Genomic DNA, 12506 nt, shown 5'->3' on the forward strand with positions numbered 1-12506 from the left:
CCAAGTTTCCACAGTACGTCGGTTTCAACACGATTTGTCACCGTTTGGAGGGGCAGCAGCCGTGATTCGCATCATTTCTTTGGTCCCATCGGTCACCGAACTGCTGTTTTCACTGGGGCTGGGACCGTGGGTGGTGGGGCGCACCGGCTTTTGTATTCATCCCCCTAAAGGGGTGGATGGAATTCCAAAGGTGGGGGGCACCAAAGACCTGAATCTGCAGAAGATCCGGCAGTTGGGCCCCAGCCATGTTGTCGTCAATGTTGATGAAAATCGTCTGGAGGACGTCGCCGCGCTGCGACAGATGGGGGCCGAGGTGATCGTCACCCATCCGTGCGCACCGGAGGACAACCTGCAGTTGCTGCAGCAAATGATGGAGCATTTTGCGCAGGAGGTGCCTGCGGTGCGAACACAGGCCGCCCACCTGTTGCGGCGGCTGCATGAGGCACTGGGCGAATGTCGTTCCAGGGCATGGCCAACGCGGCGGGTGCTCTACCTCATCTGGCGCGACCCCTGGATGACGGTGGCGCGGGACACCTACATTTCACGCATGCTGGCAGAGGTCGGCTGGTGGACCTGGCCGCCGGTGGACGGGGGTGAGGCCGGCGCCGCCCGATACCCGGCATTGGCGGGAGATGAGCCCTGGCTGAAAGACATGGATGAATTGCTCTTGAGTTCCGAACCCTATCGTTTTGGCCCGCAGCATCTGGATCTGGCCCAGGCCTTGAGCCCGCACGCGCGGGTGCGCCTGGTCGACGGCGAATTGCTCAGCTGGTACGGGCCGCGTGCGGCGGATGGCCTGGACTACCTGCGAGGCTTGGCCCTGTCATGAGCGCGAATGCCGCACGCCTGTTGCTGCTGGAAGATGATCCGGCGATCGCCCAGACCGTGGAATTTGCGCTCGGCCGCGAGGGTTTCCAGATCTGCTACTGCGGCTGGCTGCATGAAGCACGCACGGCCCTGGCCCGTGGTGACCTGGACCTCGCCATCCTGGATGTGGGCCTGCCGGACGGCAATGGGTTGGACCTGTGCCGGGAGATCCGCCTTGGCCCCTTGGCCCGCCTGCCGATCCTGATGCTGAGCGCCCGCAGTGAAGAAGCCGACAAGGTGCTCGGCCTGGAACTGGGCGCAGACGACTACCTGGCCAAACCCTTCAGCCCGCGGGAGCTGGTGGCGCGGGTGCGGGCGCTGCTACGGCGCGCGTCATCGCCAGTGGAGGCGGCGGGGCCCTCGCAGGGCGGCTTTGTGGTGGAGGCGGAAGGCTCACGGGTGCGCTTCCATGGGGAGCTGCTGCCCTTGACGCGCCGCGAACTGGGCCTGCTGCTGCGCCTGCTCAAGGCGCCGCAACGCATCCATTCCCGGGAGGTGCTGCTGGATGCGTTGCGGCGCCTTGAGCAGGCGCAGCAGCGCATCCATTCCCGGGAGGTGCTGCTGGATGCGGTCTGGGGCCTGGAGGCTGACAGCGGGGACCGCACGGTGGACACCCACATCAAGACCCTGCGCGCCAAGCTGCGTCAGGTCCGGCCGGACCTGGACCCCATCCGCACCCATCGCGGCATGGGCTACTCGCTGGAGTGACGCGCGATGCGCCTGGGCCTGCGGGTGTTCTTTGGCTTCTTCCTGATTGCCGGGCTGAGTTCCGTCATTTTGTTGCGGGTGGTGCTGGGGGAGGTCAAGCCCAGCGTGCGCGAGGTGATGGAGGACATCATGGTTGACACCGCCAACCTGCTGGCGGAACTGGCAACCGATGACCTGGCGGCCCTGCCACCCGGGGCGCCGCTGGACGACACGGCCTTTGCCCGACGCGTGCGTGACTATGCCAACCGGCCGGTGGATGTCCACATCTGGGGCCTGCGCAAGCAGACGCTGGACTTCCGCATCTATGTGACCGATCCCCGGGGCCGGGTGATCTTCGATACCGTCCAGGGGCCCGGCTCGGCGGTGGGCCAGGACTATTCCCGCTGGAATGATGTGGCCCGCACGCTGCGCGGCACGTATGGCGCCCGCTCCACCCAGGACGGCTACGGCGGCGACGTCAGTCCGGTGATGTATGTGGCCGCTCCGGTGCGTTCGGCCCAGGGCGAGCTGCTGGGTGTGGTGACGGTGGCCAAGCCGGTGGCCACGGTGCAGCGCTTCATCGACCGGGCCGAACGACGCATCTGGGCAGCGGGCCTGGGCCTGCTGGCGGTGTCTCTGGGCATCGGGGTGGCCGTCACCTGGTGGGTGGTGGGCCATGTGCGGCGGCTGCGGCGGTATGCCCAGGAGGTGCAGATGGGCCAGCGCCAGGCGCCCCCCAAGGTGCCTGGTGAGTTGGGGGAATTGGCGCTGGCCATGGACGCCATGCGGGAGCGGCTGGACGGGCGCGAGCGCATGGAGCATCTGGCCCGGGCGCTCACCCATGAACTGAAAAGCCCGCTGGCCGCCCTGCGTGGGGCCGGTGAGCTGCTGCAGGACGATCTGGCGCCTCAAGACCGCCAGCGATTTGCCGCCCAGGTGGTGGCGCAGAGCGAACGCATGACCGAACTGGTGGAGCGGCTGCTGGCGCTGTCCGCGCTGGAGTTGCGTCGCGGGCCTGAACATCCCCGCGCCGTGCGGCTGGACCAGGCGGTGGAGCAGGCGCTGGCCGCATTGAACGATCGGCTCCAGCAGCGCGGCATGCAGGTGCACTGGGGGCGCCGCGAGGCGCTGACGCTGCAGGCCGATCCGGAATTGCTGGCGCTGGCGCTGAGCAACCTGTTGAGCAATGCGGTGGACTTCAGCCCACCTGGCGGCGTGCTGGAAGTCAGCGTGAGCCGCGACACCGGCTTTGAACTCCGCGACCATGGGCCCGGCGTCCCCGCCGCCGCCTTTGATCAGCTCGGCCAGCGCTTTTTCTCCACCGCCCGCCCGGGCAGCCTGCGCAAGGGCTCGGGCCTGGGGCTGGCCATCGTCCGTCAGATCGCCGGCCTGCATGGATGGGCGCTGCGCTTTGCGCCCGCACAACCGGGCCTGCGGGTGCAACTGGATGTGCAGGGGCACTTCACACAGAGCTCACAAACTTCGCCCTGAGCTCACACGCGGTTTTCACACTGCCGTCTTCCCTTGAATGGAGCAAGACGAATGAAAACAAAGGCGGTGTGGCTGAAGCTGGCCATCCTGATGGCGGTGACCCTGGTGTTGCTGATGGTGCTGTCCCGCATCGGCTGGCTGGTGGATGACCGCCAGGAGCGCCAGCGTGAAGCCACCCAGGGTGTGGCGGCTTCCCAGGCGGGCGAGCAGATGCTGCTGGGCCCGATGGTGACGCGCTGGTGTGTGGAAAGCTGGGTAGACACCACCGGCACCGGCAAGGACCTCCGGGTGGAGCGTCAGCGGCGCGAATTCACCCTGATGCAGTTGCCCACCCACCTGTCCGTGGACGGGCAGCTCAATCAGGAGACCCGCTACCGCGGCCTGTTCAAGGTGCGGGGGTATGCCGGGCGGACCACGCTGAAGGCGCACTTTGCCGATCTGGCCGCGCTGGTGCCGGTGGCCGAGCACAAGGACGGGCAACTCACCTGTGCCGACCCGCAGATGGCGGTGTCGATGTCCGACCCGCGCGGACTGCAGGCGGTGGAGGTCCGGCGCGGGGCCGATGCCCTGCCGGTGGTCTCCGGCACGGGCCACAGCACGTTCCCGCGCGGGTTCCATACCGCGCTGCGCAATCTGGCCACGGACCAGCCGCTGGATCTGTTGGTCACGCTCCAACTTACTGGCACCACCCGTTTCTCGGTCGTTCCGGCGGCTTCCGCCACCGAGGTGCACCTGCGTTCGGACTGGCCGCATCCCAGCTTCGGCGGTCGCTTCCTGCCCTCGCCGGCCACCCGCAAGGTGGATGCCAACGGCTTCTCGGCGCAATGGACCATTTCCGAGCTGGCCACCGATGCCGTGTCGGATGTGCTCAAGGGCCAGAAAGATGTCGACACGCTGGACTTCTCCATGGTGGACCCGATCAACCCCTACGTCATGAGCGACCGGGCCATCAAATATGGCGTGCTGTTCATCGTGCTGACGTTTGTCTGCGTTGGCATGCTGGAACTGATGGCGGGCCGACGCGTACACCCGGTGCAGTACCTGCTGGTCGGCATGGCCATCAGCATGTTCTTCCTGCTGCTGTTGAGCCTGTCGGAGCATCTCAGCTTTGCGGCTTCCTATGGCGCAGCGGCGGCGGCCGTGGTGGGCTTGCTGGGGTTTTATGGCGCGGCCATGTTGGGCCGGGTGGGGCGCGGCATCGGCTTTGGTGCGCTGATCGCCCTCTTGTATGGGGCGTTGTATGTGGTGCTCATCCAGGAGCAGGCGGCCCTGCTGATTGGGGCGCTGCTGCTGTTTGGCGTGCTGGTGGTGGTGATGGTGGTCACGCGGCGCATCGACTGGTACGCCTTGCAGGGCGGTCAGGACGCGGCGCGCGACCCGGGCCCGCCCACGGCCCGGCCGGGGGAGCAGGACCGCGCCTGAGAGTTCCGGGTCTGAGGCTGGTGGACACCTTTCGGAGGAACGCCCTCCGGAAGAACGCCATTGCCGCCCGGCACCGCATGCGCCAGCATGGGGTCCATAAGAAACGGGCCCCGGCCGACAGCACCATGCGAGACAACCTTGGAGACCAGCGGTTTGACTACATCATCATTGGCGCCGGCACGGCTGGCTGTTTGCTGGCCAACCGGCTGAGCGCGGAGGCCTCCAAGCGGGTGCTGCTGCTGGAAGCCGGTGGGCGGGACGACTATCACTGGATCCACATCCCCGTCGGTTATCTCTACTGCATCGGCAACCCTCGCACCGACTGGCTGTTCAAGACGGAGCCGGACCCGGGCCTGAACGGGCGCAGCCTGCGCTATCCCCGGGGCAAGGTCCTGGGGGGCTGCTCCAGCATCAACGGCATGATCTACATGCGGGGCCAATCGCGGGACTACGACGGCTGGGCCGCGCTCACCGGCGACGATGCCTGGCGCTGGCAGGAGGTGCTGCCCTTCTTCAAGCAGCATGAAGATCACTGGCGGCTGGATGACGGGGCCGAACGCCCCGCCGGTTTTGATGCCAGCCGGCACGGTCATGGCGGGGAATGGCGGGTGGAAAAGCAGCGCCTGCGTTGGGCCGTGCTGGATGCATTTGCGGCGGCGGCGCAGGAGGCTGGCATTCCATCCACTTGCGACTTCAACACCGGCAACAACGAAGGGGTGGGCTACTTTGAGGTCAACCAGCGTGGCGGCTGGCGCTGGAACACGGCCAAGGCCTTCCTGCGACCCACTTGCCTGGCGCGGCCCAATTTCGAGATGTGGACCGGGGCGCAGGCGCAGCGCCTGTTGTTGTCCGACGGTGGTGCCGACGGCCAGACCCGCTGTGAGGGCGTGGAGGTCCGGACTCCCCAGGGACTGGAGCAAGCGGGGCTCATGCCCGGGGGCCAGGTGTTGCTGGCGGCCGGTGCCATCGGGTCGCCGCAACTGCTGCAGTTGTCCGGGCTGGGGCCCGGTGAACTGCTGCAGCGCCACGGCATTGCGGTGCAACGCGACCTGCCGGGCGTGGGGGCCAACCTGCAGGACCATCTGCAGATTCGTGCGGTCTTCCGCGTGAATGGGGTGAGCACGCTCAACACGCTGGCCAGCAGCTGGCTTGGCAAGGCCCGCATCGGCCTGGAATATGCCTTGCGCAGGACCGGGCCGATGAGCATGGCGCCATCCCAACTGGGCGCCTTTGCCCGCAGCTCAGCCGCCAGGGATTGGCCAGACCTTCAATATCACGTGCAGCCGCTGTCGCTGGAGGCCTTCGGGGAGCCGCTGCATGGCTTCAATGCGTTCACCGCCAGCGTCTGCAATCTCAACCCCACCAGCCGTGGCACCGTGCAGCTGCGCAGCCCGCAGGCATCCGATGCTCCGCTGATTGCGCCCAACTACCTGAGCACCGAGACCGATCGCCAGGTGGCGGCCGACAGCCTGCGGTTGACCCGCCGCATCGTGGCGCAGCCGGCACTGGCCCGCTATCAGCCGGAGGAATACAAGCCGGGCCTGCAATATCAGACGGATGAGGAACTGGCCCGGCTCGCCGGGGACATTGCCACCACCATCTTCCATCCCGTGGGCACCTGCCGCATGGGCCGGGCGGACGACCCCGAGGCGGTGGTCGACAGCCGGTTGCGGGTGCGCGGCGTCTCGGGCTTGCGGGTGATTGACGCCAGCGTGATGCCCACCATCACCAGCGGGAACACCAATTCGCCCACGCTGATGATTGCCGAGCGCGCCGCAGCCTGGCTGCGGCTCGGGGACTGAGCCCTCCCGGGCCCAGCGTGCGGGTCAGCCGCCGAAGCGCTCTTCCAGGTAGGCCAGCAGCGTGCGGATGGTCTGGGCCTCGCCACCCACCGGGCGGCCGGGGCGGGACACGTCATTCCAGGCAAACAGGTCCAGGTGCAGCCAGTCCTGGCCGTCCGGTACAAAGGCGTCGAGGAACAGCGCGGCGTTGATGGCACCCGCCAGCGCACTGCGGCCGGTGTTGACGATGTCGCCAATGCTGGAGGCAATGCCTTCCTTGTAGGGCGCCCACAGCGGCATGTGCCACATCGGGTCGTCCATCTTGAAGCCCAGGTCCATCAGATCGCGGGCGGTATCGGTGTGGCGCGCGAACAGGGCCGGCAGCTGGGCGCCGAGAGCGATGCGGGCAGCGCCGGTCAGCGTGGCCATGTCGATGATCAGCTCGGGCTTGAACTCGGCGGCATACGCCAGCGCGTCGCACAGGATCACGCGGCCTTCGGCGTCGGTGTTGCCGATTTCGATGTGCAGGCCGGCGCGGGTCTTGATCACGTCGCCCGGACGGTAGGCATTGCCGGCGATCGCGTTCTCCACGGCCGGAATCAGCACCTGCAGGCGCACCGGCAGCTTCAGCGCCATGATCAGCGTGGCCAGGCCCAGCACGTTGGCGGCGCCCCCCATGTCCTTCTTCATCTGGCGCATGCCGTCGGCCGGCTTGATGTCCAGGCCACCGGTGTCAAAACACACCCCCTTGCCCACCAGCGTGAGACGGGGGTGCTTGTCGCTGCCCCAGTTCAGCTCGATCAGGCGCGGTGCCCGGGTGCTGGCGCGGCCGACCGCGTGGATGGCGGGGAAGTTCTTCTTGAGCAGGTCGTCACCCACCACGTCCTTGAACTTGGCACCATGCTGTTTGCCGACCACTGCCGCCGCACGGGACAGTTCTTCCGGGCCCATGTGCTCGGCCGGTGTGTTCACCAGGTCACGGACAGCGCTGATGGCGGTGGCCAGGGCCAGGCCGCGCTGGCCGTCCGGGCTGGTCTTGACCAGCAACTGGGCCGGTGCGCGCTTGCGCGGCTTGTACAGGTCGAACTGGTAGCAGCCCAGTTCCCAGGAGAGGGCGGCCGCTTCGTCCTGCAGCTTCAGGCCTTCCGGCGACAGTGTGTAGTCCCCTTCCGGCAGGGCCATCGGCAGCGCGGACAGCGCATACGGATGCGCCGCATGGGCCACACCGGCAAAGACCTGGGCCAGCTTGCCGTCCTCACCCGGCACCAGGGCGAAGGTGTCCGGGGCGGCACTGAAGCCCAGCGTGGCGAGCCATTGCTGGGTGCGCTTGGGGAGCTGCGGGGCCAGCGCCTGATAGGCGGCGCGGTCCAGCGCCAGGATGGGCGTGGCGCGAGCCACCGAACTCTTGAATTGGACGTTCATCGACTTGCCGTTGGGCTAAAAGAAGGCAGCCCGGGTCGGGCCGTGAAGAGCGGAATTCTCCCCCGGAGGGACCCCCTGGACACAAGTGACCTGCGGCTGGTGCGAGGGACAACGGTTCCGATGAGCGATTGGTGGACGGGGGCGTTGACGTCCGGGCGGCTGGCGGATCAGCAGGACTGGCGCAACCGGGCCAGCAGGGCCTGGGCCGCAGCCGTGGTGCCGGCCGGCGCGGTGGCACTGCCGGCGGCCATGGCGGGATTCTCGATCGCGGCCTGGACCAGCCGCAACGCTGCACCAGCTTGGGGCAGTACCGGACCGATGAAGCAGAGCCGCTCCTGCTGACCGATCAACAGGGTCGGAAAGGTCTCCACTTCCAGGTCGTCCACCAATTCCGCGTCGTCTTCGATATCGACCCAGACGAATCGGGCGTCCGGGAATTGTTGTCGCAGTTGGGCGAAATCTTCGCGGTAGCCGTCGCAGACCCGGCACCAGGCGGCACACAGGCAGGCCACCAGCAGAGCGCCGCTGGCGGGCGCGGCGGGCTCGGCAGCACGAGCCGCCGGAGGAAGGCGGGTAGAAGCGGCAGCAGGGGACACCAGCGGTGCGCTGTTATCAGGGGCGTCATCAAACGCAGAACGGGGAGCGGGGGCTTGCGCGGACATGGGCGGCAGCTTAGCCATAAACCGGGCGGCACGGCGTGGGGGCCGCCCAAAGTCCCGTGGCGGGGCTGCGACGGGGGTGGGTTGAATCGTCTTCGAAGTTCTTTTAATGAACTTAATCAAGCGGATGCAAGGTTTCGGTGCATGTCAGACGTCTGGAAATGTGAAGTGCCTGTCAACGGGGCATGCGACCCACGCGTTGTGTGCCCAAAGCGGTCATTGCCCGCTTGGAAGCCAGAAGGTCCAAGACCATGATGAAGTCCCATTCCCGCACTGAATCTCAAACCCGTCGCGCCCCGCTGCCCGAGTGGCAGAACGACAAGGGCCGCAAACATGAAGCCTTTGAGGTGGCGAGCCTCGGCTGCGACCGTCGCAGCGTTGCCCGCGCCCTGCGCTTCGACCGCAAGCGCTGATCCAGCGCCGCCCGGGCCTCCGGAGCCAGGGGGGCCCTTGAGCCTCCCGGCCGCTGCGGTTTCATCCCATCTCGTCCCCGTCATCCATCAAGGGCGCCAACAGGCGCTCGATGTCTGCGGGACTGAATTTCTCCAGAACTTCACCGCCATCGCGCCCCAGCAGCCCGTCTGCCAGGGCCTGCTTGCGCGCCTGAAGCTCCAGCATCCGTTCCTCGATGCTGCCCTCAATCACCAACTGATGCACAAACACCGGCCGGGTCTGACCCAGCCGGTGGGCGCGAGCCATGGCCTGGGCGTCCACGGCCGGGTTCCACCAGGGGTCCACCTGGATGACGGTGTCGGCGGCCGTGAGGGTCAGCCCCACGCCGCCGGCCTTGAGGCTCACCAGCATCACCGGCACCTCTTCGGCCTGGAAGCGCCGCACCAGCTCCCCGCGCTGGCCGGCCGGGGTGTCGCCGGTCAGGCTGAGTAAGGGGATGCCGGCCGTCGTCAGGGCATCACGGATCAAGGCCAGCATGCCGGTGAACTGGGAAAACACGAGCAAGCGCCGGCCTTCGGCCACCAAGGCCGGGATGCGTGACCGCAGCCAGTCCAGCTTGGCCGCGTCCATGGTGTCCGGGATGTCCAGGCCGGGCACCAGGCGCGGATCGCAGCAGACCTGGCGCAGCTTGAGCATGGCATCCAGCACCGACATCAGGCCGTCGCCAAAGAGCTTCTGCTGGGCCAGCACCCGGCGCACCAGATGGTCGGCACCGATGCGGACACTTTCATACAGTTGGCGCTGACCGCCCTGCAGCGGAATGCGTTGGGTGACGACGGTCAGCGGCGGCAGTTCCGGTGCGACCTCATTCTTCAACCGACGCAGAATGAACGGACGGACCAGTTGGGCCAATTGCCGGGCCCGCGCGGCACTGCCGTTCTGCTCGATGGGCTTGCGCCAATGGCGGGTGAAAGCCCGGCTGTCGCCGAGATAACCCGGCAACAGGAAATCAAACTGGGTCCACAGTTCGCCCAGATGGTTTTCCAGCGGCGTGCCGGTGAGCACGAGGCGCTGGTCGGCATGCAGGCGGCGCAGGGCCCGGGCCGCCCGGGAGCGGGGATTCTTCACCGCCTGGGCCTCGTCCACCAGCAGCAGGCTGAAACGATGGCGGGTCAGGGCCCGCAGCTCGCGCCAGACCAGACCGTAGCTGCACAGCAGCAGGTCGGTGTCGGCCAGACGGGCCAGGACATCGGATCGGTCGCTCGGTTGGGACAGGCTGGCCACTCGCAGCCCCGGCGCCACGTGTTGTGCCTCCTGGGCCCAGTTGAAGATGAGCGAGGTGGGGGCCACCACCAAGGCGGGAGCGCTCAGCCGACCAGTCTGTTTCTGTATCCAGAGATGGGCGAGCGCCTGGGCCGTCTTGCCGAGGCCCATGTCGTCCGCCAGGATGCCACCCAGCCCGTGCGCCGCCAGGTATTGCAGCCAGGTCAGGCCCTGCAGTTGATAGGGCCGCAGCGTGATGCCCAGCCCCTCCGGCGCGGCCACTGGCACCGGCGGACCGGCACGTTGCAGCCGGATCCAAAGATCCCGCAAGTCCTGGACGCCGTGCAACTGCCACCGGCTGTCCTCACCCTCCAGCAGCGAGAGACGGGCGGCTTCCCAGGAGGTCAGCTTCAGCGGTGCCCGTCGTGAGCGCTGGGCCAGCAGCACCTCCAGCAGCGTCAGCATCAGGCGCTTGAGCGGGCCGGCGGTGCTGTGCAGGCGACGTCCGCCCGGCGCTCGCAGGCTGACCACGGCGTCGTCGTCCATCAGGCTGAGCGACTCGGCGGAGATCCATCGTTTGTCCCGGCGGATCAGGTCCCAGATCAGCGGCGCCAGATCCATCCGCTCGCCCTGCACCACCACCCCCAGGCTGATCAGCCAGGCGCCTTTGCGGCGCGAGAGACCCAGCCCGGGAATGCGGTCCGCGCCCTGGGTCCCGTCGGACCGATGGCTGCCCTCGGCCCCCAGCGCCTCAGCCTCCGCGACCGCCTCCAGTTCCCAGCCATCAATGGCCTGGCTGTGGTGTGCAAAGCCGGGCGCCAGCGCCACCTCCCAACCCGCCTCGCGCAGCGCGGGAAGCTGTTCCACGACGAAGTCGGCAAACAGGTCCTCCCGCTCCAGCGTCCAGCAGGGCGACAAGGCCAGGCCGACACCGGTCTCCCGCCATTGCAGCAGCTCCGGGTCCACCGGCTGGAGCGGCAGCTGCGACCACTGCAGCAAGTGCTCCGGCCGCTCAGGGGCGCACAGCAGCTGGATCAGGGTCACCCGATCACCACGGGGTCCGAGCTTGCCGTGCGGACGCATGCCCAGCAGGCCATCGCCTCGGGAGAAGGTGCGCAGGAGGAGGTGGGGACGGGGACCGGACATCGCCTGGGATTGTCAGGGTTCTGGCAAGGCCGGCCGAGGCGCGTGGATCGGCCTTCCGCGCCATTGGCGCGCCGAGCTCACCCGGGAGGCCCCGTTTACCAACTGCCGCCGCCCACCTGGCGGCGCTCTTACATTTTCTCCAGACGCCATCTGTGGCAGCTTTCGGACGGAAAGGCCGCAACGACCCTTCATTTCAGGGGTATGACGACACGATGTAACGCCGTTCGCAAATCGCCCAAGATCCGAAAGCGTGCAGTGGGCGATGTGCGCAGAACCATGTATGAAGGGGATATTCATGCAAGTGAGCGCGGGCACACCATCCCATTCTGGTGCATTCCCCAAGTGAAAACCCCAAGTGCGTGCATGGATACACAGTCCTACGATCCCCATCACTCGACGCAACTGCTGTGCGAATGGTGGTTGCCTACGGGGGCTGAGGAGACAAACAAATCAGAACCAAGACCAACGAATCGCGGTGACACTGTCACAATTCGCGGGCACCTGAATCAGGTGCCCGCTTTGTTTTTGTGGCCCGACTTTTCCTGGTTTGCGGCCCGCTCCTGCGAGTCCGCTTCTCATGTACGAGCTTTTGACCGTGGCGCTGGCCTCTTTGCTGGCCGGCTTTGTGGATGCTGTGGTGGGTGGCGGGGGGCTGGTGCTTGTGCCCGCCCTGTTCAGCACCTATCCCACCGCAGCCCCCGCCACCCTGTTCGGCACCAACAAGGGCGCCTCCGTCTGGGGGACCGCCTGGGCCACCCACCAATACGCCAAACGCGTCTCGCTGCCGTGGCTCGCGCTGATCCCAGCGGCCCTGGCGGCGCTGGGCGGCAGCTTCTGCGGCGCCTGGGCGGTGACGCAGGTCGATCCGTCGGGCCTGCGCAAGGCTCTGCCAGTGATTCTGCTGGCCGTCCTGCTCTACACGCTGGCGAAAAAAGACCTGGGTCGCCACCATGCGCCGCGCCACACCGTGGGCGTTCAGACGCTGATCGCCGCCGTGATCGGCGTGGTCATCGGGTTTTATGACGGATTCTTCGGTCCGGGCACCGGCAGCTTCTTTGTTTTCCTGTTCGTCCGCCTGCTGGGGTTTGACTTCCTCCACGCCTCGGCCACCGCCAAGCTGCTCAACACGGCCACCAATGCCGCCGCGCTGGTGCTGTTTGCCAGCAAGGGCCATGTCTGGTGGCACATCGCCGCCGTCATGGCGGTGGCCAATGTGGCGGGCAGCCTGGTGGGCACGCGCATGGCGCTGGCCCGTGGCGCAGGATTCGTGCGAGGCATGTTCGTGGCCGTCGTGTCTGTGCTGATTCTCAAGACCGGCTACGACGCGTTCTTGCGCTGAACTGCTCCGGTCACTTTCCGCCAAAGGCGGGATGAC

General features: G+C 67.2%; 10 protein-coding genes. 7 read left to right on the forward strand and 3 right to left on the reverse strand.

Features of this window, described 5'->3' with window-relative positions:
- Window positions 1–61: 61 nt before the first annotated feature.
- From OU995_RS05470 to OU995_RS05490, 5 genes are all read left to right on the forward strand, one after another.
- A complete protein-coding gene (locus OU995_RS05470) occupies window positions 62–829 on the forward strand; it encodes a helical backbone metal receptor (RefSeq protein ID WP_267834515.1) in 768 nt (255 codons plus the stop codon).
- Complete coding sequence (locus tag OU995_RS05475; protein ID WP_267834516.1) at window positions 826–1575, forward strand: response regulator; 750 nt, start codon at window positions 826–828, stop codon at window positions 1573–1575. The genes OU995_RS05470 and OU995_RS05475 overlap by 4 nt, the downstream gene beginning before the upstream one ends.
- Before the next feature lie 6 nt (window positions 1576–1581).
- A complete protein-coding gene (creC, locus tag OU995_RS05480; protein ID WP_267834518.1) occupies window positions 1582–3045 on the forward strand; it encodes a two-component system sensor histidine kinase CreC in 1464 nt (487 codons plus the stop codon).
- A gap of 51 nt (window positions 3046–3096) precedes the next feature.
- A complete protein-coding gene (creD, locus tag OU995_RS05485) occupies window positions 3097–4467 on the forward strand; it encodes a cell envelope integrity protein CreD (RefSeq protein WP_267834520.1) in 1371 nt (456 codons plus the stop codon).
- A gap of 125 nt (window positions 4468–4592) precedes the next feature.
- Window positions 4593–6269: a GMC family oxidoreductase gene (locus OU995_RS05490; RefSeq protein ID WP_267834521.1), complete on the forward strand. Its 1677-nt coding sequence runs from the start codon at window positions 4593–4595 to the stop codon at window positions 6267–6269.
- Window positions 6270–6293: 24 nt separating this feature from the next.
- Here the strand turns inward: OU995_RS05490 and OU995_RS05495 are convergent, their stop codons facing one another.
- Together OU995_RS05495 and OU995_RS05500 are read right to left on the reverse strand one after the other, a co-directional pair.
- The gene (locus tag OU995_RS05495; protein WP_267834523.1) at window positions 6294–7670 is read right to left on the reverse strand and encodes a leucyl aminopeptidase family protein; all 1377 of its coding nucleotides are present in this window, start codon (window positions 7668–7670) and stop codon (window positions 6294–6296) included.
- Window positions 7671–7837: 167 nt separating this feature from the next.
- Window positions 7838–8332: a thioredoxin family protein gene (locus OU995_RS05500; RefSeq protein ID WP_267834524.1), complete on the reverse strand. Its 495-nt coding sequence runs from the start codon at window positions 8330–8332 to the stop codon at window positions 7838–7840.
- Between the two features lie 248 nt (window positions 8333–8580).
- Here OU995_RS05500 and OU995_RS05505 point away from each other — a divergent pair, with 248 nt between their 5' ends.
- Complete coding sequence (locus tag OU995_RS05505; protein WP_267834526.1) at window positions 8581–8742, forward strand: hypothetical protein; 162 nt, start codon at window positions 8581–8583, stop codon at window positions 8740–8742.
- Window positions 8743–8803: 61 nt separating this feature from the next.
- On the opposite strand, the gene OU995_RS05510 is transcribed toward OU995_RS05505, so the two are convergent.
- Complete coding sequence (locus tag OU995_RS05510; protein WP_267834528.1) at window positions 8804–11131, reverse strand: DEAD/DEAH box helicase; 2328 nt, start codon at window positions 11129–11131, stop codon at window positions 8804–8806.
- A 577-nt stretch (window positions 11132–11708) separates the two neighbouring features.
- Between OU995_RS05510 and OU995_RS05515 the strand changes: the two genes are divergently transcribed.
- The gene (locus OU995_RS05515; RefSeq protein ID WP_267834529.1) at window positions 11709–12470 is read left to right on the forward strand and encodes a TSUP family transporter; all 762 of its coding nucleotides are present in this window, start codon (window positions 11709–11711) and stop codon (window positions 12468–12470) included.
- The last annotated feature ends 36 nt before the right edge of the window (window positions 12471–12506 follow it).

It is taken from the genome of Roseateles sp. SL47, from assembly GCF_026625885.1.
Classification (GTDB): Bacteria; Pseudomonadota; Gammaproteobacteria; order Burkholderiales; family Burkholderiaceae_C; genus Roseateles.

Bases quoted from the DNA above. Each gene is read 5' to 3' on its own strand.
- OU995_RS05500 (WP_267834524.1), bottom strand. From the start codon at position 8,332: ATGTCCGCGCAAGCCCCCGCTCCCCGTTCTGCGTTTGATGACGCCCCT.
- OU995_RS05495 (WP_267834523.1), bottom strand. From the start codon at position 7,670: ATGAACGTCCAATTCAAGAGTTCGGTGGCTCGCGCCACGCCCATCCTG.
- OU995_RS05490 (WP_267834521.1), top strand. From the start codon at position 4,593: ATGCGAGACAACCTTGGAGACCAGCGGTTTGACTACATCATCATTGGC.
- OU995_RS05505 (WP_267834526.1), top strand. From the start codon at position 8,581: ATGATGAAGTCCCATTCCCGCACTGAATCTCAAACCCGTCGCGCCCCG.
- creC (WP_267834518.1), top strand. From the start codon at position 1,582: ATGCGCCTGGGCCTGCGGGTGTTCTTTGGCTTCTTCCTGATTGCCGGG.
- OU995_RS05475 (WP_267834516.1), top strand. From the start codon at position 826: ATGAGCGCGAATGCCGCACGCCTGTTGCTGCTGGAAGATGATCCGGCG.
- creD (WP_267834520.1), top strand. From the start codon at position 3,097: ATGAAAACAAAGGCGGTGTGGCTGAAGCTGGCCATCCTGATGGCGGTG.
- OU995_RS05515 (WP_267834529.1), top strand. From the start codon at position 11,709: ATGTACGAGCTTTTGACCGTGGCGCTGGCCTCTTTGCTGGCCGGCTTT.
- OU995_RS05510 (WP_267834528.1), bottom strand. From the start codon at position 11,131: ATGTCCGGTCCCCGTCCCCACCTCCTCCTGCGCACCTTCTCCCGAGGC.